We start from the raw sequence: 25,714 nt of genomic DNA, 5'->3' as shown, positions 1-25,714 counted from the left end.
GGCATGGATCTCCGGGAACAGATTGCTGGCGCGAAGCGCATCGTGGTGAAGCTGGGTACGAGTTCGTTGGTGGATGAGTCCTCGGCGGTGTCGCAGGACAAGATCGACCGGATCGTGGACGCGCTGGAGGCGCGGATGGGGCGCGGGAGTGACGTGATCGTGGTGTCCTCCGGTGCTATCGCGGCGGGCATGGCGCCGCTGGGCTTGAAGTCACGGCCGAAAGACTTAGCGACGAAGCAGGCCGCAGCCGCTGTCGGTCAGATTCACCTGGCACAGTCGTGGGGGCAGTCGTTCGCCCGGTATGAGCGCGCAATTGGGCAGGTGTTGTTGACTCAGTCCGATGCCGGCGTACGGGAGCGTGCCCGGAATGCGCAGCGCACCATTGATCGGCTGCGGCAGATGGGGTCGGTGCCGATTGTCAATGAGAATGACACGGTGGCCACCACGGAGATGAGGTTTGGGGATAACGATAGGTTGTCGGCGATCGTCGCCACGCTTATTTCTGCTGATGCTCTGATCTTGCTGTCAGATGTGGATGGCTTGTACGACCGGAACCCGGCTGACCCGGCGGCGCGCTTCGTGGATGAGGTGCGTAGCGGCAAGGATTTGGAGGGGATCGTCGCGGGTGATGGCGGGCGCTTTGGCACCGGTGGCATGGCGTCGAAGGTGTCGGCGGCGCGTTTGGCTACTCGTGGTGGTGTGCCGGTGTTGTTGACGTCGGCGGAGAAGATCGAGGAGGCACTGGGGGACGCCCAGGTGGGCACCGTCTTTCATACGCGACCGGAGTCAAAGCTGTCAGCGTGGAAGTTCTGGGCGCTGTATGCGGCGGATGCAGAAGGCACGTTGTATCTCGACGAGGGGGCGGTGCAGGCCGTGACCCGCGGTGGGACTTCGCTTCTAGCGGTGGGCATCACGGACACGGAAGGCGACTTCCAGGCCGGGGACATCGTGGAGATTCTGGGGCCGAATGGGCAAGCGATCGGCCGCGGAGAAACTGCCTACGGCTCAGCGGAATTGGCGGGCATGCTGGGCAAACATACGGATGAGTTGCCGGCGCATCAGCGCCGCTCAGTGGTGCACGCGGACTATCTGTCCAATTACGCATCTAGGCTCTAGGGCATGAAGTTTGCTATTTTGCCTAAACCCTGGACCCAGACCGTCACCGAGTTGGAGGCGGAAGGCCACGAACACGTAAGCCTTGAGGGGAATCCGGATGTGCTCATCTATCACGGTGGCGCTGCGGATTTTCCAGAGGAGATTCCGGAGTCAGTGCAGTTTGCTCAGTTCGCCTGGGCGGGAATCGATGCGCTGGATGAGGCTGGGATTCTCAAGCGTTCGGGTTTGCGCTGGGCGAATGCTGCGGGGCTTTACGACGACAATGTGGCCGAATCCACCCTCGCCCTCATCCTGGGTGCACTGCACCAGTACCGGCGCGTGACGCGGGATGGGTCGACGACGCGGGAAATTGCGCATGAGACCCAGTACCTGGTTGAGGATAAGACGGTGGCGATTGTGGGGGCAGGGGGCATCGGGAAGAAACTCCTGTCCTTCTTGGTGCCGTTTGGGGTGCACACGATCGCTGTGAACCGTTCCGGCCGCCCGGTGGAGGGCGCTGATGAGACGGTCCGGATGGCGGAGATTGAGTCCAAGAACGTGTGGGGCCGCGCGGACGTGGTGGTGTTGTTGGCACCATTGACGGAATCCACCCGCGGCATGGTTAATGCGGACGTGCTGGCGCAGATGAAGCAGACCGCAGTGCTGGTCAATGTTGCCCGCGGGCCACTCGTGGTCACGGACGACCTAGTGGAGGCACTCAACAACGGCACGATCGCGGGCGCGGCTTTAGACGTCACGGCCCCAGAACCACTGCCGGCGGATCACCCACTGTGGGACTGTGAACGCTGCTTGATGACACCGCATACGGCCAGCACCCCACGTTTTGGCAAGCAGCGTATCGGTGGGTTGACCCTGCGGAACTGGGAGGCGTTACAGCGCGGGGAAGCACTGCCCACTGAAGTTGATGTGGAGCAGGGGTATTAGGCGCTAGGATCAGGCCCCATGAGTGACGCAATGAGTGCCGCTGACCGTGAAGAGGAACGCGCTGAGGTTCTGGCCAAGGCGCGCGCAGCAAAAGATGTGGCTCCGATCGTGGCCACGCTGGCGACCTCCGCGAAGAATGAAGTGCTGCTTGCTGCCGCCGAGGAGTTAGTGGCTCGCACGGAGGAGATCATCGCGGCGAATCAGCGGGATATTGAGGCTGGGCGTGAGGCGGGGCTCACGGACTCCCTCATTGACCGGTTGGCGCTCGATGCCGACCGTGTTGAGGGGATCGCGGGGGGTCTGCGCCAGGTGGCGTCACTGGAGGACCCGGTGGGGGAGGTGCTGCGTGGTTCGGTGATGCCGAATGGCATCAGGATGAAACAGGTCCGCGTGCCTTTAGGTGTGATGGGCATGGTTTATGAGGCGCGCCCGAATGTCACGGTGGATGCGTTCGGCCTCGCATTGAAATCCGGCAACGTGGCTCTGCTGCGTGGCTCGAAGTCGGCGCGGCATTCGAATGCCCAGCTCGTGGAGATCCTCCAGGATGTTGCCGCTGCGCATGGTCTGCCGCGTGAGGTTGTCCAGCTGTTGCCGTGTGAGACGCATGACTCCGTGCAGGATCTCATTACCGCGCGCGGTCTCGTCGACGTGGTCATTCCTCGCGGCTCTGCACGGCTTATCGACGTGGTGGTGACCGGCGCCACCGTCCCCGCTATCGAAACCGGCACGGGCAATTGTCACTTCTACATCGACCGGGATGCGCAGCTGGATTCTGCGATTGAGATGCTTCTCAATGGCAAGACCCGCCGGTGCTCCGTGTGCAATGCGACGGAGACGGCACTCATTGATGCCGGACTGGATGTGGCGGATCAGTTGCGTGTGGTGGAGGCGTTGCAGGGGGCGGGGGTGAGGGTGCACGGGGACGTCGATAAGCTTGCTGCGATTGGCGCGCAAAATGTGGAGCCCGCAACCGAAGCTGACTGGTCCGATGAATACCTGTCCATGGATATTGCCGTGGACATCGTGGACGGTGTGGACGGGGCAATCGCGCACATCGCGCGCTACACGTCCGGGCACACGGAGGCGATTGCCTCGCTGAATGCTTATACGTTGCAGGAATTTGCGGACCAGGTAGATGCGGCTGCGGTGATGCTCAATGCGTCGACGGCGTTTACAGATGGGGAGCAATACGGAATGGGCGCGGAGATCGGTATCTCCACGCAGAAACTGCATGCACGTGGACCGATGGCGCTGCCGGAATTGACTAGTACGAAGTGGATTCTTGAAGGGAACGGGCAGACCCGTCCTTGATGTTGTGTGATCGATCACTCAATGTTTCAAATGGAGTAGCGACTGAGTATGATGGGCAGTAATTAGAATTAGTTGAGATGTCCACGACCTGTTGGGGTTGTGGGATGGCTGCACCACCAGCTTGAACATGAAGGATAAAGGTCATGCGCCCTGCAAAGATCGTTACTGTTGCAGCAGTAGCGTTCGCCACCACCCTCAGTCTTTTACCCGTCGAGCCTGTAGCTCCTGTAGCTGATGCACAGACTGAGGCGGAGGTAACCAAAGAAGATGGGTGGAAAGCCGTCGAGCGCCCGCCTGCGTACATGAAGGATGGCTCTTATTACCTCCTCATTAACGGCGTTTATGTGCGAGTAGACCAGGCTCCAGGGCAGCCGTTTCCCCCTGTTGATCGTGGGGATGAAGACGACAACGCTAAACCTGATCCGGGCTCCGGTGATGATGGCTCCTCATCAGGCAACGTTGGCAAAGTCATGGCATGGTTAGCGCCCCTGCTGATCATCGGTGGAGTTGTGGCCACCATTGCTGCTGTCATCCGCCACCAGTTCCCCACCGGCCGATTAATGGTGTACTTCCAGCCGAGTGATCACGTGGGGCACACATTCGGCTAACTAGGGTTGAGCTCATGTCTGATCAGCCTGTTGCATCCACCCATGGCCCCCGTCGCATTGGCATCATGGGTGGAACTTTTGATCCCATTCACAATGGGCACCTGGTTGCCGCGAGTGAAGTAGCGGATATCTTCCAGCTCGATGAAGTGGTTTTTGTGCCCACTGGCCAACCATGGCAGAAGGCAGGCAAGAAAGTCTCCGATGCGGAAGACCGCTATTTGATGACGGTGATTGCTACCGCCTCCAATCCCCGCTTCAACGTCTCTCGTGTTGACATTGACCGCCCTGGTGCCACCTACACGGTGGACACGTTGCGGGACATGCGCCAGAAGTACCCGAAGGACGATCTGTTCTTCATTACTGGTGCAGATGCACTGGCCTCCATCATGTCCTGGCATGACTGGGAAGCCATGTTCGATCTAGCAGAGTTCGTTGGCGTGACCCGGCCCGGGTATGAACTCGCTGAAGACATGCTGCCCGTGGAGCATCAGGAACGCACCCATTTGATTGAGATCCCGGCGATGGCGATCTCCTCCACCAACTGCCGTGAGCGCGCTGCCGCCGGCCGCCCGGTGTGGTATCTCGTGCCGGATGGAGTTGTCCAGTACATCGCTAAAAACAAGATGTACCGCCAATAAGTGGCATATTCCCTGTGTTTCATGGGAGTATAGGACGGTTGAGTCTCTTAGGCCCTATGAATTGAAAAGTATTGAAGAAAAGGATTGCGCCAGCTTGACTGCTTCGGACACCGCTCGCGACCTCGCCGTTATCGCCGCTAAAGCCGCCGATGAAAAACTCGGCGCCAACATTGCTGTGATTGACGTTTCTGACGTCTTGGCTATCACGGATATCTTCGTGGTTGTCTCCGCCGACAACGAGCGCCAAGTTGCCTCCATCGTTGAGGAGGTTGAGGACCAGTTGACCAAGGCTGGTGCTGAGCCAAAGCGCCGTGAAGGCAACCGTGAATTCCGCTGGGTCCTGCTGGACTACGGCCTGTTCGTCGTGCACATTCAGCGTGAAGCCGAGCGTGAATTCTACGGTTTGGACCGCCTGTACGCTGATTGTCCACGCATTGAGGTGGAGGGCGTGGAGCCGTATGTGCTTCCCGGCGATTTCTCCACGAGTGCGGATGGCGCCAACGTGCGCACCTTGGACAATATTGAGGACCTGCCTCTGGCGGGTGAGAGCCCCAGCAATAACGACGAATAGCCACGACTAGCCACGGATGACCACAATGACGCGACGACTGATCATGCTGCGCCACGGCCAGACTACGTACAACGCTGGCCGTCGTATGCAAGGGCAGCTTGATACGGAGCTGTCGGAGACCGGAGTCGCGCAGGCACGCGCTGCAGCACAATGGGCGAAAGACTATGGGATCATCCGTATCATCTCCTCCGATTTGGGGCGTGCGAGCCACACCGCGGAGATCATTGCTACTGAACTGGGGTTGGATGTGGAGCTGGAGCCACGGCTACGTGAAACCCATTTGGGTACGTGGCAGGGAATGACTCACCATGAGGTGGACGCTGAGTTCCCGGGGGCGCGCGCAGCGTGGCGCCACAGTCCGGCGTGGGCACCACCGGGTGGGGAATCGCGTTTGGATGTGGCGAAGAGGGCGCGGCCTGTCGTGGACAAGCTCATGCAGGATTTCGACGACTGGGATGACAACGCCGTGCTTTTTGTCGCGCATGGTGGCACGATTTCGGCACTGACCTCAAACTTGCTTGAATTGGATGAGGCACAATACCCGCTGCTAAAAGGTCTGCACAATACAAATACTTCACAGCTTTTGGCGCGGCCAGCGTTCGATGGCACACCAGGTAAAACCCAGTGGTACCTGGAGGCCTGGAACCAGGGGCTGGGTACGCCATGACCATACGTATTATCACTGACAGCTCCGCGGGAATCCCACCGCATATTGCGGAAGAGTTGGAGATCACTGTTCTTGACCTTCATGTCACGCGAGAGGAATCAGAGGATGCGGACAGTAAGAAGGGTGAGACCCAAGGAACTTCGGGTTTAAGCGCGCTCGAACTTGCCGCGGCCTACGCCCGGCAATTGGAGCGCTGCCATGATGAGGGCATTGTTGTGCTTCACTTGTCCAAGCGGTTGTCTTCAACATGGTCGGCTGCGGTGAGTGCTTCAGCAGTTTTCGACGACACCGTGCGGGTCATAGACACCTCCGCCGTCGGCATGTCCCTTGGCTTTGCTGCCATCGTCGCAGCTTCGTTTGCACGTTCAGGCGCGGATCTCGATGGTTGCGTGAACGCGGCGAAAGGCGCGCTTGCTCTGTCGGAGACGTGGCTGTACCTCTCCCAGCTCGATGACATCCGTAAATCGGGCCGTATTTCCGCCACAACAGCGGTCCTGTCGGCAGCACTGCTGGCCACAAAGCCGATTCTGCGCGTGCACGACGGCAAACTGGAGCTGGCCATCAAGACGCGTACGCAGAAGAAAGCCTTCAGCAAGCTCGTCGAGCATGTTGTTAAGCGCGCTGATGGGATGCCCGGCTACGCCGCCGTGCAGTACGCGGGCGACAGGGAAGGCGCTGACGTACTCAAAGGCATGCTGGAGGAAGCGTTGCCGGAAGGGTCCACCGTGGGCGTGTACCCCCTGGATGAAGTACTCACGGTCCACACGGGTGAAGGCGCACTTGGCCTGTCCGTGTTCTTTGCCACCCCAACGGTGGATTAGCTTCGCTTGTCCACTTCAGTGGGCATATTTTCCTGTTTCTGTGGAGAAAACCGTGTTTAGATGACGTGTCACTACGGTTATCCACATCTCTGGCCGTGAGTCCTTTTCGCCGATGCCAATGCCCATTAGCGTGGCGGGCATGGCACCACCAAGCGCAGTTGACCGGCTCAAAGAGCTCACTCGTCCAACAGGCGAAGAGGATCTCATGCGGGTCACCTACCCAACACCACGTCTGAACATCGCTCCGCGAACAGCGGCAGCCGCGGTCGGGTGCGTGGCTGCGGTGTGTCTCGCAGCTGTTGGCTGGTCCAGCCTGCGCAGCCCTGATTCAACTACCGACGCACCAGAGCCGCTGTGGAGCACCGCCGCCGAAGCCAACGAACTTTCGGATCAAGTTGTCGTTGCGGTGGTGGGGGCCGTCGAGCAGCCGGGTCTGGTCACGCTTGATCAGGGCTCCCGTGTTGCCGATGCTCTGGATAAAGCCCAACCATTGCCTAATGCGGACCTGATTAGCGTGAATCTGGCCCAACTCCTGGTTGATGGGCAACAGATCCACGTTCTCGCCCAGGGGGAAGCACCCGCCCCAGGTGTGGCGCAGCAGCCGGGGCCACAAGGGCCGTCGGACGGGGCGGGGATTTCACTCAACTCGGCCACGGCAGCGGAACTCACCGAGCTGCCGGGGGTGGGGGAGGCAACCGCAGCCGCGATTGTGGCGCACCGGGAATCCAATGGGCCGTTCACGGCGTTGGAGCAGCTCATGGATGTGAAAGGAATTGGACCAGCCAAGTTCGAGGCCGTGAAGGATCTGGTGACACTCTGATGCGTGAGCTCCGTCTCGTTCCCGCAGCGTTGTGCGCATGGGGTGCAGCAATTGCTGTGATCGTGGCGGGGCCGTGGGCGGCACTCATTGTGGCCAGTGTTGTCATGCTCGCACTTTTTGTGTGGCGTGAGCCCGGTCAAGCGATCTTGGCAGGTGGGATCGGAGCGTGTTCGCTGGCGCTGTCGTGGTGGCGCGTGGCAGTTGCGCAGGCATTCAACCCATATGCAGGCATCACGGGAAAAATCAGTGGGATGCCCAAGGAGATGGACTCTGGAAGCTGGCTGGTGCGCGTGCGGGTAGAGGGGTATCCCTCATCGGTGCCCGTTTTCGCCGGGTCGCTGCCGGAGGGTGCTGTGCCAGGCGCCATGGTGGCGGCAACGGGGCAGGTGACAGATTCCACGCGGCCAGGGATCGGTGCCTTTGTGCTCAACGGTGAAGTGTCGCTGCTGAGTCCGCCCGAAGGGTTCGCTGCTTTTGCTGCTGGTGTGAGGGAACGGTTTGCCACCGCGGTAGTGGAGCATGTTGGGCCACACGCCCAAGGCATCATTCCGGGGATGGTGCTGGGGGATGTGTCCTTCCAATCGCCGGAGGAACAGCAGGCGTACGTTGATACGGGTCTGAGTCACTTGAGTGCGGTCAGTGGTGCGAATTGCATGTATGTGGCCACAGCAGCACTCGTCGTGGCGCGCCTTGCACGTGGTGGGTTGCGGGTGCAATTAGCGGCAGCCGGGGTGGCTCTGCTGGTCTACGCCGGGCTCATCGGCCCGGAACCAAGTGTTTTAAGAGCAACCGTGTCCGGGCTAGTTGGGTTGGTAGCAGTGATTAGCTCCAGCCGCGTGGAGCCAATCCATGCTTTGAGCCTGGCCATCATCGGGCTCATCTTGGTGGATTCAGATCTGGCGGTGAATTACGCCTTTGCGCTATCGGTGGCGGCCACCGGCAGCATCGTGGCGTTGTCGCCTCTGATCTATCAGGCACTAGGGCGCACGGGATGGCCGGATATTCTCGTGCGCGTGCTCTCAGTAGCCATTGCGGCGGACATGGCCACTGCACCTCTCATCGCTGCGATGGCGGGACGAGTACCGGTGGCATCCGTCTTGGCTAATGTGGCGGTGAGTCCAGTGACGGGGATCGTCACAGTGCTGGGCATGGCCGCCGCGATCTTGGCGCAGATCAGTCATGTCCTGGCGGCGCCATTGTTGTGGGTGATCGCACCCTTGGCTGGGTGGGTGCGTACGGTGGCGGAGGTGGTGTCACGTAACCCGCATGCCACGGTGCAGGTGGGGCCTGCGCTCGTCGTGGTGTGTTATGGCTGGATCCTCGCTGCTTTCATCGTTGCACGCGGGAGAATGCGGCGAATAGAATGAGCCGCATGTCCAGCCACAGTCCCGTGCATTTTGTGGTTGGCGAGGATGAATTTCTCGCCGAACGCGCAACGCAGGCCATCATTGACCAAGCAAGCCCCGCGGCTGAGGTCACCGTTTTGCGCGCCGGGGATGTGACGGAAGGGGAGTTGCTGCAAGTCACGAGCCCGTCGTTGTTCGCGCAGGAGCGCGTGGTGGTGATCAAGGACACTGAACTTGCCGGTAAGGATCCTACGGAGCTGCTACTTCAGGCAGCGGTTGATCCCGCGCCGGGGATGACGTTGGTGGTCGTGCACAGTGGTAAGGGCCGGAATAAGTCATATGTGGCGAAGTTCCGCAAAGCCGCGGAGGTACATGAGGTGGGCACGCTCAATCAGCGTGAGCGCCAGACGTGGGTGCAAAATGAGTTCCGGCGCCGCGGGGTGCGCCCCACGCCAGACGTTGTTGGGGCATTGTTGGAGTCCGTCGGTTCGGATCTGCGCGAGTTGGCATCCGCAATTGAGCAGCTTATCGACGACACTTCTGGCGACCTCACCGTCGCCGATGTCCGCGCCTACTACACCGGTGTGGCGGAAGTCTCGGGCTTTGATATCGCTGACCAGGCGGTGACAGGCCGAATTGATCGTGCTTTGGCTAGTACGCGCCGGGCATTGCAGCTAGGAATTAGCCCGGTGGCGATTACGGCGGCGCTGGCCAACAAGATCGGTGATATTGCGAAGCTCTACCAAACTCGCGGTAACCCGGACCAGATTGCGCGTGAGATTGGCATGCACCCCTTCGTAGCCAAGAAGACGATGCAGATCGCCCGCAACTGGTCGGGCGATGCCGTGAGCCGCGCGGTCATCATCGTTGCCCGGCTTGATGCGGAGGTCAAAGGGCAAGGCGGTGATCCGGAGTTCGCCGTGGAGGACGCGGTCCGGCGGATTGCCACCCTTGCCCGGTAGCCGCGCGGGCGCCTTATGTCTCATGCGTGATAGGGTGCCTCTCCGTGAACGACCACAACATTCCGGATGATGTCCGGGACTTTGCCACGCGCCTTTTCACCATGGCCCGCGAAGGCGACATGACGTTGCTTGAATACATCGACCACGGTGTGGATGTGGACCTAACCAACCAGGACGGTAACAGTTTTCTGATGCTCGCGGCGTACGCCGGCCAGGAGGAGTTGGTGCGGGGATTGGTGGGGCGTGGGGCGGACGTCGATAAGCAAAATGCGCGCGGACAGTCCCCTTTGGCCGGGGTGGTGTTCAAGAAAGAGGACGCCATCGTGGACATTCTTTTGGCAGCGGGGGCCGACCCGCATGCGGGGACTCCTGATGCGATTGCAACGGCGCAGATGTTCAACCGAGCGGACCTCGTGGAAAAGATGCAGCAGTGAACCCCGCCGACCTTGCGGCGATCATCGCCGTGAATGTGGTAGGTGCCGCATCCCCCGGGCCGGACGTGGTGCTGCTCACACGGATGGCCACGCGCTCACGCAAACACGCTATGGCCGCGAACCTTGGCATCCACGTTGGGGTGCTCATGTGGACATCCCTCACCGTCTTCGGGGCGGCGGCACTACTTACTGCTTTCCCATGGATGCTGGAACTGATTCAGGTGATTGGCGGCAGCTGGATCATGTACATGGGCATTTCCGCAGTGCGACAAGGGTGGCGTGACCGCCTCAATCCACCCTTGGACCTTGAGGAGGCAGTGCAACGCCTTGGCTCAGTCCGCTCCGCCTTCACAACAGGTGTAGCCACGAACCTATCCAACCCGAAGATCGTGCTCTTCCTCGCCGCGCTCGTTGCACCGCTGCTGCCGACGTCCCCAACAGTGGGGGTCGCGCTCACGGTGATCGCTGCGCTGTGGCTGTCCTCGTTCCTGCTGTTTGTCGCGTACTGTCTGCTCGTGTCGACCGACCGGGTGCGCCGCAAACTGTTCCATGCGGGACCCTACATCGACATGGGTGCCGGCACGTTCTTCATCATCGCCGGCACCGTGCTGATTCTTCGCGGCTTGCTGGGTTTGGCTGGTTAGCCCAGGAAGAACGTAACAACCCAGTTGGTCGCGCTGGGGTTGGTAAACCAGGTGTGGCCGCCGCCGGCAATTTTCACGATTTCGGTCTGGGTCTGGCAGTGGTTCGGGGCGAACACGGTGGCATTACCTTGCTGGCGGGAGCTCACCGCGCTCATAGTGCAGCCGTTACGCACGCCTTGGTCATAGAAAAGGGAGCGCACGGACTTGTATGGGGCGCCGTGGCGTACACCGCCGTCATAGTGCACAACATCGTCATTATCGGCGTGCATGAGCAGGGTACGCACCGACCCATTGGCGCAGCCGGACACCGTGGGATTGTAGTAGGCGCCGGCGACGCTCGCCACGGCAGCAACCAGGTCAGGGGCGTGGCAGGCAAGAGCAGCAGCCATCCCGCCACCATTGGACAGCCCCGCGGCGTACACACGATCCCGGTCAATGTTGTGGCTTGCGCCGAGATCATCGATGATGGCGCGGACGTAAGCAATGTCCGACTGCAGTGGCGCTGCCGCATAGGGGGCGCCACCCCACGCATTGTTGATGCCCTGGGCATACACGATGATGGCTCGGCTCTGCGCTGCCTGCTCAAGGCGCTCATAAGACTGCGTTAGCGTGGCATCATGCTGCCAGCCACCAAAACCGATGATCACCGGGTAGGTGCGCGCCGGGTCATAGTCATCTGGCAATACGAGTGTGTACTCACGGTTCATGCCGGCGGCCTGTACGTGGCGTTTGCCACCGTTTTGTGCAGGACCATCGGGTGGAAGCTGCTGCAGCAAAGCGGAGGACAATTCAAGGAGTTCGCGCCCGCTCAGGGAGGACAGGGAGGAGGAGTCCTTGTTCTGTGCCTGTGCTGGAGATTGCGACACGGAAACGCTGACGGTGAGCGCAGCGGCAGTGAGAGCGGCTACGGCACCGCGGCGAAATTTTTGCATGCGCGAGATCTTAAACCTACGAGAGAACTTTTGTCACTCTAGCTAAAAGGGGGGTGCCCCCGCCCCGCACAACAACAAAACCCTGCCCCGCGGCGACGCGGAACAGGGTGGATAACGGCAGAGCTTTAGAAGTCTTACTTGCCCAGCTTGTTGAAGGCCTTGGCCATGTTGGACTTCTTGTTAGCCGCGTTGTTGCGGTGGAAGACACCCTTGCTCACGGCCTTGTCCAGCTTGCGGGAAGCAACGCGCAGCTGTGCCTCAGCTGCAGTGGCGTCGCCAGCCTCGATCGCTGCGTTGAACTTACGGATCTCGGTGCGCACTGCGGAGCGGATGCTCTTGTTGCGCATGCGACGCTTCTCGTTGGTGATAACGCGCTTCTGCTGCTGCTTGATATTTGCCATGATGTACCTCTTGACGTATTTGAAGTTCGAAAAATTACCGTATCCGCCCGTTTATGCGCCACAACTTGTTGAGAGGCCACAAACCCAAGGTCCTGTCTGTGGCGTGTGACGCACCAGCGTGTATACCGGAGCGAATAACGGGTAAACCCTAGCAGGTGATACGCATACGGTCCAAAACGCTAGGCCCAGTCGAAGTGCCTGCGTAGGTGATCCGCAATCCGGTCGAAGCGCCGTGGCGGGAAGAGTGCACCGCGTCGGCGGAGGTCAGTTTCGGGGATGGACAGTGTTTTATCCAGGCGCACCCAGCAAGGTTCGCCGGTGGTTTTCCATTCACCACTGCCGATGGGCAGCCATGCGTCATCATCGGCGTGGTCGTCGTTAGAGGAGATGAGCAGCCCGAGCACGTCCTGGCGGTCGCGGCCGACGACCAGCATGGAGCGTTCCCGCAGGGGGGTGGCGGGAACGTAGAACCACACCACTTCGCCGGGTTCGGCCTGCCCATCCATATCGGGCGCGTAGAAAATGCTGCGCGGAATGTCAGCGGTGGGGAATACCTTGGTGCGTGCTGGGCGACGGTGGTGCTGGGTGGGGGAGTTTCCCAGGCGCTCATTGAGCAGCTTCAGGCCTTCATCCAGCGGGGTGTGTTTCCGCCGGAGTTTGCCCTTTCCCGCCCATTTGGGGCGCCGCCACATAGTCATGGTTTATAGCCTAGAACTTTCGCCGAATGTGTGACAGTTATCGGGGCAACTAAGTGGGGTTGGGATTGGTTGGGGGTAACCGAAATGGCGCTGGAGTGGGGGCGTCGTTAAGCATTTGCCTGCTTATAACAAGGCCACGGTAGAGTGAGGCGCGATGGCCAAGAACACCAATTTTGCATTGCAGACCTTCACGGATCCGGCGCGGATCCGGAACTTCTGCATCATTGCGCACATTGATCACGGTAAGTCGACGTTGGCGGACCGCATTTTGCAGTTGTCCAATGTTGTTGATGAGCGTGAGATGCGCGACCAGTACCTCGACAGCATGGACATTGAGCGTGAGCGCGGCATCACCATTAAGGCGCAGAACGTGCGTCTGCCGTGGGTGCCTAAGACCGGCGCGCATGCGGGTGAAGAGATAGTCCTGCAGATGATTGACACACCGGGCCACGTGGACTTCTCCTATGAGGTATCACGTTCGCTCGATGCGTGTGAGGGCGCAATTTTGCTTGTCGACGCCGCACAGGGCATCGAAGCCCAAACCCTGGCCAACCTGTACATGGCTATGGAGAATGACCTGGAGATCATCCCGGTTTTGAACAAGATTGACTTGCCGGCAGCTGATCCGGATAAGTACGCCGAGGAAATTGCCCACATCATTGGCTGTGAGGTTGATGATGTCCTGCGCGTATCCGGCAAGACGGGCCAGGGTGTGCCGGAGCTGTTGGACCGCGTGGTGGAGCTCATCCCGCCGCCGACTGCCCCGGGTGCTGCCAATGGTGGCGTTGGTTCGGATCTTCCGGCACGTGCGCTGGTTTTTGACTCGGTCTATGACACCTACCGTGGCGTGGTCACCTACATCCGCATGATGGACGGCAAGCTGGAGTCCGGCCAAAAGGTTCAGATGATGAACACGGGCGTGACCCACGAGATCCTGGAAATCGGCATTGTGTCCCCGACGATGCAGAAGACCAAGGGTCTTGGCCCGGGTGAGGTGGGCTACCTCATCACCGGTGTGAAGGATGTCCGTGAGACGCGTGTGGGCGATACGGTCACGTGGGCGTCGAAGGGTGCGGAAGAGCCTCTCGCGGGCTTCGAAGAAGTCAAGCCGATGGTGTACTCGGGCCTGTTCCCTGTGTCCCAGGAGGACTTCCCGGCATTGCGTGAGAGCTTGGAAAAGCTCCAGCTTAACGACGCCTCCTTGACCTGGGAGCCCGAAACCTCCGTCGCCCTAGGCTTCGGTTTCCGCTGTGGCTTCCTGGGGCTGCTGCACATGGAGATCACCCGTGACCGTCTGGAGCGCGAATTCGACCTGGACTTGATCTCCACCGCGCCGAGCGTGACCTACCGCGTGATCGCGGAAGATGGCACGGAGTCGATGGTGCATAACCCGTCTGATTGGCCAAGCGGCAAGATCCCTGAAGTGTATGAGCCGACGGTGAACATGACCATCATCGTGCCGCAGGAATTCGTGGGCACGACGATGGAGCTGTGCCAGTCCAAGCGCGGCCAGATGAAGAACATGGAGTACCTCTCCGAGGACCGCGTGGAACTGCGCTACATCATGCCGCTCGGTGAAATCATCTTTGATTTCTTTGACATGCTGAAGTCCCGCACCAAGGGCTATGCCTCCCTCAACTATGAGGAAGCCGGTGAGCAGGAAGCGGACCTGGTCAAGGTGGACATCCTCCTCCAGGGTGAGCCGGTGGATGCGTTCTCTGCAATCGTGCACCGTGACTCGGCGCAGTGGTACGGCAACAAGATGACTAAGAAGCTCAAGGAGCTCATCCCACGCCAACAGTTCGAGGTGCCTGTTCAGGCGGCGATCGGCTCGAAGATCATCGCGCGTGAGAACATCCGCGCCCTGCGCAAGGACGTGTTGTCCAAGTGCTACGGCGGCGATATCTCCCGTAAGCGCAAGCTGCTGGAGAAGCAGAAGGCCGGTAAGAAACGCATGAAGTCCATCGGTTCGGTCACCGTGCCGCAGGAAGCATTCGTCGCGGCCTTGTCCACGGACGAAGATTAGGTCGGCAGTAGGTGGGCAGAGTGCGGGGTAGAAGCTGCCCCGCCTCGGGGGCCAAACGCATGACGTTATGCTCGTGGGCATGGTGTCTACGATCATTCCGCCCGGAGTTCGCGTTACTGAACATGTTCTGGACGTGCCGTGGGACCGCGAAAAAGCTGAACTAGGCACGTTTGAACTCTTTGCGCGCGAACTTTCATCACCTGAAGGTGATGAAAGGAGTGGAAAGGGTGGGAAGAAGCCGCCGTTGCTGTTCCTCCAGGGCGGCCCCGGTAACCCAGCACCGCGCGTGATGCAGGGGTGGATCCCGGAAGCATTGAAGCACTACACGGTGTACCTGTTGGATGAGCGTGGGACGGGGCGGTCTGGGAAGATTGATCGGACAACGCCGGAACTCATCCGCACGGACATTATTTCTAAGCTGCGGTGCCCAGATGTGGTAGCGGATGCGGAGGCATTGCGCGAACACTTGGGGTTTGAACAGTGGGACGTGCTGGGTAATTCCTTCGGGGCGCTGTGCACCGCCAGCTACCTGTCGTACTACCCGGAGGCGATTGGGCAGGCGTATCTCACGGGTGCTGTGCCCCAGATCGGTTGGACCCCGGTGGAGTACAACACGACCAGCCTGGACTTGTTAGAAAAGCGCGTGCAGGAGTTCTACGCTGCGGTACCGTACGCGGAGCGCACCGTGCGGGAGATCTGCCACCACCTGGACAACGCAGAGGAGATTCTGCCCACAGGGGAGCGGCTGAGTTCGCAGCGCTTCCGTTTCATCGGTGTGGCGTTGGGGGAGGAGCTTGGCTTCCACCACCTGGCTGTGCTGTTGGAGTCACCTTTCATCCGCCGTGGCGGTGAGAAGCATTTGCGCGGAGACTTCCTGGCTTTGATCAGCCAGTACGTTGGCTTGCAGAGCAACCCGCTGTGGGCGGTACTCCATGAAACGCTCTTCGGTGCGCCGGGACGGAGCACGAACTGGGCAGCACACCAGGCGGTGGAAGGCCGAGCCGGGTTCGCCCTCGATGCGGACCCAACGGATGAGAGCGAGCCGTTTTACCTCCTGGGCAACCACTTCTTCCGGCACCACTTTGAGGAAGACCCGGCGCTGCGCCCCTTCCGCGATGTGGTGCATGAGATGCACGAGAAAACGGACTGGTCGCGCGTGTTCAATGAGGAACAGTTGCGGGCAAACACTGTTCCGGCGGTCGTTGCCCTTTACGAGCGTGACATGTTTATTCACTACGACCGCGCCGTGAACGTGGCGAAGCAGATCGGAGGAATGAAGGTCTGGTCCCACCCAACTTGGGACCATGACGCGATTTATCTCCACGGGCAGGAGCTCTTCCAGGGCGTTTTTGATACGGCCCATAGCGTGCGGTAACTCGGGGGCCTATGATCATGCCTATGGATGCGTTCCCTCATGAGCAGATCCAGCTAAGCACGGCTGAGCTCGAAGTGTTCCAAGGTCTCACGGAGATTTTTGAGGTGCGTCAGGAGCATGTGTTAAACCCCGCGTTGATGCTGTACATCACGCGTTAAAACCCCCACCATTTTTGTTACGGCAGCTCCGGCAGGGCATCCGTCGGCCATGGGTAAGAAGGCTGGGCGCCCGGGCGGGTGACGGCGAAGGCGCCGACGCGGGAGGCGTACCGGGCGGCGTCGATAAGCAATTCCCCTTCGCGCAGCTTGTGGCACAGCGCGCCAGTGAACGCATCGCCCGCGCCGACCGTATCAACGGGTTCCACAGAAGCTGCGGGGATGTGGGTGGAGCCGTGCTCATCGGCGATGGTTGCGCCGTCCGCACCGTACGTGATCACCACGGAAGGCACACCCGCATGGACGAGATCAGTGGCGGTGACCTGATCATTCAGGCCGATTTGCCGAGCAACGAGGACCGCTTCATGCTCATTGAGCACCAGCGGATCCGCCGCGAACAGGACCGAGGGGTCCACAGGAATCACCGGCGCAAGGTTGACCACCACCCGCACGCCGGCGGTCTGAGCGATCTCCACTGCGCGCTCGCAGCCCGCCGCGGGAATCTCGCCCTGCAACAACAGGATCTCTGCGCGCCCAATAAGATCCGCATTCTTATCGACGATCTCACGCCCCACCCGCGCATTCGCCCCCGAAATGACCAGCACAGTGTTCTCCCCGTCCGCGGCCACGGTGATGACGGCCAGACCGGTGACATCATCGAGGGGTTCCACCGCGGTGAGATACACCCCGGCATCGGCAAGAAGCGCGGTCGCAGGCGCCGCATTTGCATCACGGCCAACAGCGCCGACGAAGGCGACGGGGGAGCCCAGACGGGCTGCCGCGACGGCCTGGTTAGCACCTTTCCCGCCGGCGGTGATGCCGCCACCATTGCCCAAAAGTGTCTCCCCGGGCTGCGGGTGACGTGGGACATTAACGGTGAGGTCAGCGTTGATGGATCCAACAACCACGATCATGCGCACAAGAGTAGCGGGGTTGTTGCATTGGGGTTAGTCTGAGCGAGGATTTTCCCGTCTCACGTTATGCGACACGCATCTTCACTTTTGGAGCTCTTATGAAGCGCGCTCTCATCGCCACTGTCGTTGCCGTAACCACTGCGTCGAGCACGCTGTTTGGTGTGGCAGCTGCACCCGCCGCAACAGCACAAGACGTGCCGTTTTCTGTCCCACAGCTGCGTGACCCGGCTACCGGGTGGTACAGCGGTCAGGTGCCCACCCACATTCACGGAGCACCAGTGCCTGTGCCGTTTAGTCCGGACTACTTGGTGGGCTACATCTCCGATAGGTCGGCCTACGAGCACGGCATCTACGCGGAGGTCAACCGCTTGTTCCCCGAGGTGCGCGATACACGCCCGGATGTGATGGATTCCAACCGTGCGCAGGTTGTGGCCATCAACAATGCAGCCGAGTCGGACCCAGCACGAATTCGCAGCGCCCAGATTGACGCATCCGCATCCTCGGAGGAATTGCTCTTCGCTCTGTCAGAGGGGCTTGGTGAGGAGTTTGGTAAGCACTTCCGCACCGCGTTGACGGAGGGGCGTCTGCCTAAGACGCAGTTCCTGCTGGGCAACGGCTACTTGGCCCGCACCGGTGGTCTTGCTAGCTCCACCTTTGTGGAGAAGGAAATTTTCAACTACCCGCGCCCGTATGTGGTGATGCCGGACAAGATCAAGCGCTACAACCCGCCAGGCAAAGAGCTCTATCTAGCATCCAAGGCTTTCCCGTCCGGTCACACCAACCAGGCGGCGTTGATGACGTCGCTGCTGGCATACATGCTGCCGGAGGTTGCTCCGCAGCTGCACTACCGTGGTGCGCTGGCTGGGAATAGTCGCGTGGTGCTGGGTGTGCATTACCCGTTGGATGTGATCGGTGGCCGTATGTCCGGTCAGGCCGCAGCGGCGGATCGCCTCAACGATCCGAAGATGCGTGACGCACTGAACCAGGCCGCTGTTGAGCTTCGCGCCGAAATCGAGTGGCGTGCGGGCAAACCCATCAAGGACCTGGTGGCGTCGGATAAGCCCTTCGTACCTACTTCAACCGCAGTGTCGCAGGCAACCGCGTGGAATAGCTACGAGTTTGAGCCGATCTACCACCGTGATGCACCGATGATCGTGCCGCAGGCAGCGCCGACCTTGATCGCGGCTTCCTTCCCGGAGCTGAACCACCACCAGCGTGCCCAGATCATCGCGCAGACCGCCTCCGCGGCGGGTATCCCGCTGGACTGGCAGGGGCCGGGCGGATCCTGGCAGCGTGTGAACCTCGCGGCGGCATCCGCAGCGAAGATTAGTGTTGCGCCGGATGGTTCCGTCACCGTGCAGAGGTAAGAACGTTTACAGCGTCGGTATAGCCCGAAGCAGCGAGCGAGTGTACTCATGCTGCGGGTTTTCCCATACCTGCTCCGTGGGGCCCGTTTCCACTAGGCGCCCCTCGTGCAAGACAGCGATGGTGGGGCAGACCTGTCGCACAACGGAGAGGTCGTGGGAAACGAAGATTAAGGTGAGGTCGTCGTTGACCACCAGGTCGTCGATAAGCTCAAGCACCTGTGCGCGGACAGAGACGTCGAGTGCGGAGACCGGTTCATCCGCGATGAGAATCTCCGGGCGTGGTGCGGCGGCGCGCGCGATGGAGATGCGTTGACGCTGGCCACCGGAGAATTCATGTGGGTAGCGCGCGCCCACTCCGTCTAGGCCTACCTGGGCGAGTGCCTCATCCGCGCGGGTGCGTGACACGCCTGCTTCCCGGATGGAATCGGCTACGCGACGGCGCGGGTTGAGCGAGGAGTAGGGGTCCTGGAACACCATTTGAATCCCGCCGTCTACCGTGACGGTGCCCGAATCAGGCTCGTTGAGGCCCGCGATGAGGCGCAGCATAGAGGTCTTGCCGGAACCCGAACCGCCCACGAGGCCGATGCGTTCACCACGCCGAACAGTGAGGGAGACATCATCGAGCGCCAACGTATCGCCGCGCTGCCACGAGACATTCTCAAGGCGAATGATGGGCTCCCCAACGGGGCGAACGGCGGCGGGTGCGCCGGGCAGTGAGGCGGCCACGAGTTGCGCGGTGTAGTCCGTGGCTGGTGCGTCCAAGTTCGCGTCCGGGTCCACGATCTCGCCTTTGCGCAACACGAGGATGCGGTCTGTCATCTGCCGGATCACACCAAGATCATGGGTGATGAACAGCAGCGCCATGCCGCGCTCACGCACCAGCCGATCCAGCAGCTCCAGAATCTGACGCTGCACCGTCACGTCGAGGGCGGTGGTGGGCTCATCACAAATGAGCAGGTCCGGGTCACCCGCAATGGCGAGCGCGATGAGCACACGCTGCCGCTGACCGCCGGACAACTCGTGTGGGTAGGCGCCCGTGCGCGTGATCCCCACCTCATGGAGCAACTCGCGGGCACGTGCCAAACCGCATGCTTCAGCCACTTGCTTCTCGACGCTCATCAGCGGATCCAGCGCCGTCATCGGCTCCTGAAAAATCATGGCCACTGTGTTGCCCCGCAGTGCGCGTGAGGGTTCTTGGCCTTTGACCAAGACAGTGCCCTGCACATCCAGTGATGGGTGGAGTAGTCCCATGATGGTCATTGCTGTCATGGACTTCCCGGAGCCAGATTCACCGATGAGCCCTACGCGCTCGCCGGGGGCGATGGCAAAGCTGATGTTGTTCAAAATGCCGGGGATGGTCAGGTTGTCCACGGTGACGAGGTTGCTCATCGTGCCCTCCTTGGGTTGAGCGCATCACGCAGCGCATCGCCCAGCAGATTGAAGCCGAGGACCGCAGCGGCGATAGCCAAGCCTGGCCATAGCGCCAGGTGTGGGGCGGTGGCCAGATATGCCTGGGAGGATTGCAACATCCGGCCCCAGGAGGCGTACGGCGCCGGTGTTCCCAATCCCAGGAAGGACAGGCCCGCTTCCGCCAAGATGGCCAAAGCCAGCGCCACGGAGACCTGCACGGTGAGGGTGGCAGTGATGTTGGGCAGCACATGCCGCCACGCGATGACAGGCCCTGGCACTTGGGATACGCGCGCGGACAAAATGTAGTCCTGGGACATCACCTGCATGGCACCCACCCGGGCCACGCGGGCAAAACCGGGGATTCCGGCGATGCCAATGGCCAGAACCACGATCCACATGGAGGCACCAAACACTGCCGTGAACACGATGGCGAGCAACAACGCCGGAAACGCCAGCAGAAGGTCATTGCTACGCATGATCACCTGATCCACCCAGCCACGCGACATACCAGCCCAGATTCCCAGAGGCACACCAATGAGAGCGGAGAGTGCCACGGACGCCACAGCGACAAGCAAGGAGATACGCGCACCATCCATAATCCGGCTGAGCATGTCCCGCCCATACTGGTCAGTGCCCAACCAATGCTGGGCGCTGATACCTTCCAAACGGTGCTCCGGGATCGCATGTACCGGGTCATAGGGGGTCCACACGAACGCGAGCACAGCCATGACGGCAACAAGTCCTACGAGTAGCGCGCCAACACCAAATTGCGCCTGCAGCCGAGCCTTTTTCATGCTTGCCTCCTCAAACGCGGATCAATGATGCGGTACAGCACATCCACCAGCAGGGTCACCGCCAAGGTGAACACCACCAGCAACATCATGAGAGTTTGCACAGTGGTCAGGTCACGCGTAGCCACGGCATCCAGCAACATCGAGCCAATCCCGGGGATAGCAAACACTCGCTCAATAACCACCGCGCCCACGATGAGGGAGGTCAACTGCAAACCAGTGACGGTGAGAACCGGCAAGGCGGCATTACGCAACGCATGGCGGTACATCACCTTGCGGGTAGACAATCCCATCGCGCGGGCAGTGCGCACATAGTCCTTACCCATTTCTTCCAAAAGTGCGGAGCGTACGTACCTGGTCAAAATCGCTGCCTGGACCAAAGTGAGTGCCACCACCGGCAGAATCAAGTGCGCAACAAACCCACCAAAATCCGCATTCGGCGGCACCCACCCATTGGCCGGCAGCCAGCCCAGCCACACAGAAAACACCGCGACGGCCAAGATGCCCACGAGGAAGCTCGGCACCGCGATACCCACCTGAGTCAGTGCAGACACCACCGCAGCATCAGCCTTACGGTTCCGCCGCGCTAAATACGTGCCCACTGGAACGGCGATGAGCAGGGACAGAACCATGGCGCTGACCGTCAAGATGAGGGAGACCTGCACGCGGTCCCACACCAATGGCGTGATGTCCTGCTTACTGGCCAAAGACACACCAAAATCACCGGTGAGAAGACCACGTATCCAGTCGAGGTACTGCACAACCAAGGGGCGGTCAGTGCCCAGCTGTTGAGCCAACTTGGCCACATCTTCATCCGACGCAGTAACACCCAGCGCAATGCGCGCCGGGTCACCGGGGACAGCACGCAGAAGCACGAAGATGAGGATGCTGGCAGCAGCGAGCATCACCACAAAGCGGAGGAGGGATCGTGCAATATTCATCATGGTCACGGTGTGCCTTCTTTCCTCACATGGGAAAGCACAAGTCCGTCGGTGATCACATTCGGGTCAACACCGCTTACCCCTGGTGCGGTGACAACGATATTGGGCATATTCACCAGTGTGAGCGCACCAGCATCCGCCATGATGGTGTCCACGGCCGCGCGCATGTGGGTTACCTGATCTTCCGGCGTCCCTTCGTCGGCAAGCGCGAAGCTTTTTCGGACACTCGCCGAGTCATAACCTAGGTAGTACTCCGGATTCCCAAACAGCGTCTGCATATCTCGCGGTTCCACATGTGCGATGAGGGAAGCCTGGTAATCACCCTGCTTGAGTACCTGGCTGAGCCACACGGCCGGGAACTCCACCGTTTCCAGTTTCACCTTGAAACCAACGTCCTTGAGTTGGGAGTAGATCAGTTCCGCCGCGTCCTGGGCGTAGGGCAACGACGGGATGGTCAGGGTGACTTCAGGTTCGCGGCCAGCCAGAAGCTCACGGGCAGTGTCCGGGTTGAAGGGGTAGTAGTCCTTTTCCTCAGCCCACGGATCCGTTGGCGGGACGGGCGCACCACCGGTGTCGGTAGCCAGGCCGGACCAGACAACGTCATCTAATGCGCCGCGGTCAATGGCGTAGGCAACGGCTTGGCGCACCGTCGGGTCGTCGAAGGGCGCGCGCTTATTGTTCAAGCTGAGCAGGACTTCACCGTTGGTGGTGCCCACCTGTACGTCGAAAGCCTCCGGCACGGTGCGCAGCAGTTCCGGTGCTTGGAGTGCCCACACCATGTCCACATCCCCAACGCGCAGGGCGTTGACACTCGACACTGCGTCGGCGAAATAACGGATTGCCGCATCTTGGGCGGCGGGTGTGCCCCAATAGTCCTCACGGGCATCAAAGGAAATAGATTCCCCCACGGCAAAATGCTTCACCGTGAACGGACCCGTGCCCACCGGATTCGTGGCCAGGGTGTCTATCCCGCCCGGCGTCATCATCGCGCCAGTCAACGTGCCCATGGACCACAGCCAGCTATTCGACGGCGCCTTCAACCGCACCTTCAACGTCAACGGGCCCAGGACTTCCACGTGCTCAACGGGAGCCATCTGCTTAGCCAAGCCGTTCGTCCAGGACTCCAACACGTACCGAATGGAAAACGCCGCCGTATCAGCAGTGAAAGCATCCCCGTTGGAGAAGGTTACGCCGTCTTTCAGGTGGAACGTATACTCCAGCCGGTCATCGCTCACGTCCCAGCTCTTAGCCAGGAAAGGCTCGGGCTGCCCAGCGTCGCTGATACGCACGAGCGTTTCATACACATTGCCCATGAGCGCCTGCGGAATGGCAGCGCCGGAGGTGGTGGTGAAATCCAGTGAGGCAGGCGCGGCAGTTGTAGCAACGATCACACTGCCCGGTGCGATCCGGCCGATATTCGTGGATGTGCTACCAGCGGAACAGCTGGCCAAAAGCCCTGCGCTTAAAACTGCGCCGATACGCACGCCAACTGTCGTGCCGTGTTGCTTCATGAGCATTCAGGCTAGCCGGTGTGGTGGGGGCGAACCAATTAATATGCTTAATTCTTTGGGTTTTTCAGCCCGAGTTTTACGGGCACCGACCCTCCACGCACGTTGGACTGATCAATGGTGATTACGTCACCGCGTACGTAATACTCAGCGAATTCAACAGGTTCACCCTGATATGTCGAGGCCCGTAGTGTGAGGTGGATCAGTGGCACGCCTTCGGCGATACCCAGCAACTCGGCTTGCTCAGAATCAGCCTGGGTGATCAGCGCAGTGCGCACGATGTTATCCACATGCGCCCCCATCTCTCGCAGCTGCTTGTGCACGGACGGGCTGTGTGGCGTCAACGTCATCAACGGTTCACCCCACTTGGTGGGGAACACGAGCTTTTCCACCATCACTGGAAGATCATCCGCGGTGCGAACGCGCATAATCTCAACAACCGGATCGTCCTGCTTAAGGTCCAAAGCGTCCGCGACGGTTTCAGATGCGAGTTCACGTGCGATGCGGATGATCTTCGCTCCAGCTTTGTGGCCCTCTTCCTCAAAGAAAGTGGTGGCGGACAAAAGTGCGTCGAAACTATTGGATATTTGTGTGGACAGCACCATCGACCGGCGTCCGCGGCCAGAGGACACCAAACCTTCAGCACGCAGGGTGGCCACTGCTTGGCGGACGGGGCCGCGCGAGGAGCCGAATTTTTCACACAGCTCCGCTTCAGAAGGGAGCTGATCACCAGGAGCGAGATCGCCGGAATGAATTAGATTCTGCAGGTATTCCGCGATTTCAACATGCTGCTGGCGGGACCGTGACGTTGAAATGTCTCGTACTCCTCAAACCTCGTAGTGTGTTTAGTTCCCGTGCGAGATTAACACGAACTTAAACATTAAGTATGGGAGTACGGTCACAGTGAGGAACTTGCTATGTGTTAGCCAGGATTTCCATAGATCTCATTGCCTCTTTGTGGGTAGGGGCTTGCAAAGAGATCATCAATTCATCTGCCTGGGCCAGTTCCTTGAACTCCTCAAGGTAGGCCACGACCTCTGGCCCTTCGCCTTGTGCTGTGTAGCGCAACATGCTGATAATCTGCCGGCCCTGCGGGGCCGCAAGGATAGTTTCCAGTTGCTCATCATTAATGTTCCGGCCTTGTTGCCCCAGGAAGGCACGCACGCGTTGGCGGTGAACCAATTCAGTTTGGCGTTGTGCATCTTCCGCCGAATCAGATGCGGTGACGTTCACAGCTGCGATGACGTATGGCTCCTCGCAGTACTGGGAGGGCTGAAAGTTTGCGCGGTAATACGCGGTGGCTTCTTCTAAATGTGTGGGCGCGAAGTGAGAGGCGAAAGAATAGGGCAAACCCAGTTGTGCAGCCAGCGATGCGCCGAACATGGAGGAACCCAAGATATAGATAGGCACATTCGTCCCCGCACCCGGAACAGCTTTCACACCCGGGATGATCGGATCGCCCGCTAGATACGCCTGGAGCTCCAGAACATCATTGGGGAAATTCTCTGCTGAACGCGGGTCACGCCGCAAAGCGCGCCCCAGCGTTTGCTGATCTGTGCCCGGAGCGCGTCCAACACCGAGATCGATACGCCCCGGATACAGCTCCGCCAAAGTGCCAAACTGCTCCGCGATGACATAGGGCGCGTGGTTGGGCAACATCACGCCGCCGGCACCCAGCTTGATCTTCTCCGTCTTCGCACCAATGTGGGCAATGAGGACGGCGGGGGAGGAAGACGCAATGGTGGACATGTTGTGGTGCTCGGAGTACCAGATCCGGTCAAAGCCGAGCCTTTCCGCGTTCTGGGCTAGCTCCACGGAGCGTTCCATGGACTGTCCGGGAGTTTCGCCTTTGCGGACAAGGCAGAAGTCCAACAATGACAACGGTGTGCGTGACATGAATGTGGAAGCCATATTCCTTACAACGTTTTTGCGCCATGGTCATTCCGGGTTAAATGCCAGATGGGGATGTGGCCTCGGTGATGTGCGCTAGCTGTTCTGAGGTGATGCCGAGTTGAGCCGTGTGGGGCGTGGCTGCGGTGTCGTTGCCCGAAGCAATATCGGAATCAGCCCCTTGAAGCCTTAACCGCCGAGAATTAAACCAGTCCAACTTTCGGGGGCTAGTTCATCGGCGATTTGGAGTTTTGCAAAGTGTTCACCGTCATCGTCAAACCAGCTGTTTTTAGGCATGGCGAAAGACCAGCTGTTGCTGGCTTTCGACATGGGGAGTGTCGCTTACCTGCCGTAAAGCAGTGTCATGGCTCCGTAGGGGTGGACGGTGTTGGGGGTGAGGTGTCCCCGGGGTGATCGCCACATGGGGGCACCCCGGATGTTTTT

The 25,714-nt window shown here is 60.2% G+C and carries 27 protein-coding genes; 17 read left to right on the top strand and 10 right to left on the bottom strand.

Annotation, left to right across the window (positions count from 1 at the left end):
* Window positions 1–3: 3 nt before the first annotated feature.
* From proB to HMPREF2129_RS06055, 13 genes are all read left to right on the top strand, one after another.
* Entirely contained in the window at window positions 4–1,116 is a 1,113-nt protein-coding gene (proB, locus tag HMPREF2129_RS06115; RefSeq protein WP_034664340.1) for a glutamate 5-kinase, read from the top strand.
* A gap of 3 nt (window positions 1,117–1,119) precedes the next feature.
* Entirely contained in the window at window positions 1,120–2,040 is a 921-nt protein-coding gene (locus HMPREF2129_RS06110; protein ID WP_034664338.1) for a D-isomer specific 2-hydroxyacid dehydrogenase family protein, read from the top strand.
* 18 nt (window positions 2,041–2,058) lie between these two features.
* Window positions 2,059–3,351: a glutamate-5-semialdehyde dehydrogenase gene (locus tag HMPREF2129_RS06105; RefSeq protein WP_232218113.1), complete on the top strand. Its 1,293-nt coding sequence runs from the start codon at window positions 2,059–2,061 to the stop codon at window positions 3,349–3,351.
* A gap of 143 nt (window positions 3,352–3,494) precedes the next feature.
* Window positions 3,495–3,959: a hypothetical protein gene (locus tag HMPREF2129_RS06100; protein ID WP_034664336.1), complete on the top strand. Its 465-nt coding sequence runs from the start codon at window positions 3,495–3,497 to the stop codon at window positions 3,957–3,959.
* A gap of 14 nt (window positions 3,960–3,973) precedes the next feature.
* Window positions 3,974–4,597 carry a nicotinate-nucleotide adenylyltransferase gene (gene nadD, locus HMPREF2129_RS06095; protein ID WP_034664335.1) on the top strand — a complete coding sequence of 208 codons (624 nt, stop codon included), beginning with the start codon at window positions 3,974–3,976 and terminating at the stop codon, window positions 4,595–4,597.
* A gap of 94 nt (window positions 4,598–4,691) precedes the next feature.
* Entirely contained in the window at window positions 4,692–5,168 is a 477-nt protein-coding gene (gene rsfS / locus HMPREF2129_RS06090; protein WP_034664333.1) for a ribosome silencing factor, read from the top strand.
* Between the two features lie 25 nt (window positions 5,169–5,193).
* Complete coding sequence (locus tag HMPREF2129_RS06085; RefSeq protein ID WP_034664332.1) at window positions 5,194–5,835, top strand: histidine phosphatase family protein; 642 nt, start codon at window positions 5,194–5,196, stop codon at window positions 5,833–5,835.
* Window positions 5,832–6,656, top strand: coding sequence for a DegV family protein (locus HMPREF2129_RS06080; RefSeq protein ID WP_034664330.1), 825 nt, complete (start codon window positions 5,832–5,834; stop codon window positions 6,654–6,656). Before HMPREF2129_RS06085 ends, HMPREF2129_RS06080 begins: the two co-directional genes overlap by 4 nt.
* Window positions 6,657–6,795: 139 nt before the next feature.
* A complete protein-coding gene (locus HMPREF2129_RS06075; RefSeq protein WP_034664329.1) occupies window positions 6,796–7,476 on the top strand; it encodes a ComEA family DNA-binding protein in 681 nt (226 codons plus the stop codon).
* Window positions 7,476–8,843, top strand: coding sequence for a ComEC/Rec2 family competence protein (locus HMPREF2129_RS06070; protein ID WP_034664327.1), 1,368 nt, complete (start codon window positions 7,476–7,478; stop codon window positions 8,841–8,843). Before HMPREF2129_RS06075 ends, HMPREF2129_RS06070 begins: the two co-directional genes overlap by 1 nt.
* Window positions 8,844–8,848: 5 nt before the next feature.
* Complete coding sequence (holA, locus tag HMPREF2129_RS06065; protein ID WP_408605826.1) at window positions 8,849–9,784, top strand: DNA polymerase III subunit delta; 936 nt, start codon at window positions 8,849–8,851, stop codon at window positions 9,782–9,784.
* A gap of 101 nt (window positions 9,785–9,885) precedes the next feature.
* Complete coding sequence (locus HMPREF2129_RS06060) at window positions 9,886–10,218, top strand: ankyrin repeat domain-containing protein (RefSeq protein WP_146014923.1); 333 nt, start codon at window positions 9,886–9,888, stop codon at window positions 10,216–10,218.
* Complete coding sequence (locus HMPREF2129_RS06055; protein WP_034664323.1) at window positions 10,215–10,862, top strand: LysE family translocator; 648 nt, start codon at window positions 10,215–10,217, stop codon at window positions 10,860–10,862. Before HMPREF2129_RS06060 ends, HMPREF2129_RS06055 begins: the two co-directional genes overlap by 4 nt.
* Here the strand turns inward: HMPREF2129_RS06055 and HMPREF2129_RS06050 are convergent.
* The 3 genes from HMPREF2129_RS06050 to HMPREF2129_RS06040 form a co-directional block, all read right to left on the bottom strand.
* Complete coding sequence (locus HMPREF2129_RS06050) at window positions 10,859–11,794, bottom strand: alpha/beta hydrolase family esterase (RefSeq protein ID WP_052092864.1); 936 nt, start codon at window positions 11,792–11,794, stop codon at window positions 10,859–10,861. The genes HMPREF2129_RS06055 and HMPREF2129_RS06050 overlap by 4 nt on opposite strands.
* 134 nt (window positions 11,795–11,928) lie before the next feature.
* On the bottom strand, window positions 11,929–12,195 hold the full coding sequence (rpsT, locus tag HMPREF2129_RS06045; protein ID WP_034664322.1) for a 30S ribosomal protein S20: 267 nt from the start codon (window positions 12,193–12,195) through the stop codon (window positions 11,929–11,931).
* A gap of 179 nt (window positions 12,196–12,374) precedes the next feature.
* Window positions 12,375–12,893 (bottom strand): type II toxin-antitoxin system PemK/MazF family toxin, encoded by a 519-nt coding sequence (locus tag HMPREF2129_RS06040; RefSeq protein WP_084576607.1) that lies wholly within the window; start codon window positions 12,891–12,893, stop codon window positions 12,375–12,377.
* A gap of 154 nt (window positions 12,894–13,047) precedes the next feature.
* Here HMPREF2129_RS06040 and lepA point away from each other — a divergent pair, with 154 nt between their 5' ends.
* The 3 genes from lepA (at window position 13,048) to HMPREF2129_RS11315 (ending at window position 16,452) form a co-directional block, all read left to right on the top strand.
* Complete coding sequence (gene lepA / locus HMPREF2129_RS06035; protein ID WP_034664320.1) at window positions 13,048–14,919, top strand: translation elongation factor 4; 1,872 nt, start codon at window positions 13,048–13,050, stop codon at window positions 14,917–14,919.
* Window positions 14,920–14,998: 79 nt separating this feature from the next.
* Window positions 14,999–16,294, top strand: coding sequence for an alpha/beta fold hydrolase (locus tag HMPREF2129_RS06030; protein ID WP_034664390.1), 1,296 nt, complete (start codon window positions 14,999–15,001; stop codon window positions 16,292–16,294).
* Between the two features lie 23 nt (window positions 16,295–16,317).
* Window positions 16,318–16,452: a hypothetical protein gene (locus tag HMPREF2129_RS11315; RefSeq protein ID WP_257997204.1), complete on the top strand. Its 135-nt coding sequence runs from the start codon at window positions 16,318–16,320 to the stop codon at window positions 16,450–16,452.
* A 17-nt stretch (window positions 16,453–16,469) separates the two neighbouring features.
* On the opposite strand, the gene HMPREF2129_RS06025 is transcribed toward HMPREF2129_RS11315, so the two are convergent.
* Window positions 16,470–17,363: a ribokinase gene (locus HMPREF2129_RS06025; RefSeq protein ID WP_034664318.1), complete on the bottom strand. Its 894-nt coding sequence runs from the start codon at window positions 17,361–17,363 to the stop codon at window positions 16,470–16,472.
* 98 nt (window positions 17,364–17,461) lie between these two features.
* Here HMPREF2129_RS06025 and HMPREF2129_RS06020 point away from each other — a divergent pair, with 98 nt between their 5' ends.
* On the top strand, window positions 17,462–18,730 hold the full coding sequence (locus HMPREF2129_RS06020; RefSeq protein WP_034664316.1) for an acid phosphatase: 1,269 nt from the start codon (window positions 17,462–17,464) through the stop codon (window positions 18,728–18,730).
* 6 nt (window positions 18,731–18,736) lie between these two features.
* On the opposite strand, the gene HMPREF2129_RS06015 is transcribed toward HMPREF2129_RS06020, so the two are convergent.
* The 6 genes from HMPREF2129_RS06015 to HMPREF2129_RS05990 form a co-directional block, all read right to left on the bottom strand.
* The gene (locus tag HMPREF2129_RS06015) at window positions 18,737–20,119 is read right to left on the bottom strand and encodes an ATP-binding cassette domain-containing protein (protein ID WP_034664314.1); all 1,383 of its coding nucleotides are present in this window, start codon (window positions 20,117–20,119) and stop codon (window positions 18,737–18,739) included.
* Window positions 20,116–20,934, bottom strand: a complete 819-nt coding sequence (locus HMPREF2129_RS06010; protein ID WP_034664313.1) for an ABC transporter permease — start codon at window positions 20,932–20,934, stop codon at window positions 20,116–20,118. The genes HMPREF2129_RS06015 and HMPREF2129_RS06010 overlap by 4 nt, the downstream gene beginning before the upstream one ends.
* Window positions 20,931–21,872: an ABC transporter permease gene (locus HMPREF2129_RS06005; RefSeq protein ID WP_156959246.1), complete on the bottom strand. Its 942-nt coding sequence runs from the start codon at window positions 21,870–21,872 to the stop codon at window positions 20,931–20,933. The genes HMPREF2129_RS06010 and HMPREF2129_RS06005 overlap by 4 nt, the downstream gene beginning before the upstream one ends.
* 5 nt (window positions 21,873–21,877) lie before the next feature.
* Window positions 21,878–23,383: an ABC transporter substrate-binding protein gene (locus HMPREF2129_RS06000; RefSeq protein ID WP_408605825.1), complete on the bottom strand. Its 1,506-nt coding sequence runs from the start codon at window positions 23,381–23,383 to the stop codon at window positions 21,878–21,880.
* Window positions 23,384–23,430: 47 nt separating this feature from the next.
* Window positions 23,431–24,159 carry a GntR family transcriptional regulator gene (locus HMPREF2129_RS05995; protein WP_269544919.1) on the bottom strand — a complete coding sequence of 243 codons (729 nt, stop codon included), beginning with the start codon at window positions 24,157–24,159 and terminating at the stop codon, window positions 23,431–23,433.
* Between the two features lie 136 nt (window positions 24,160–24,295).
* Window positions 24,296–25,276, bottom strand: coding sequence for an LLM class flavin-dependent oxidoreductase (locus tag HMPREF2129_RS05990; protein ID WP_034664385.1), 981 nt, complete (start codon window positions 25,274–25,276; stop codon window positions 24,296–24,298).
* Window positions 25,277–25,714: the final 438 nt, after the last annotated feature.

The organism is Corynebacterium tuscaniense DNF00037, from assembly GCF_000759055.1.
Lineage (GTDB): Bacteria > Actinomycetota > Actinomycetes > Mycobacteriales > Mycobacteriaceae > Corynebacterium > Corynebacterium tuscaniense.
The sequence above is the reverse complement of the archived record's forward strand: the minus strand, read 5'-3'. Positions and strand labels throughout refer to the sequence as shown.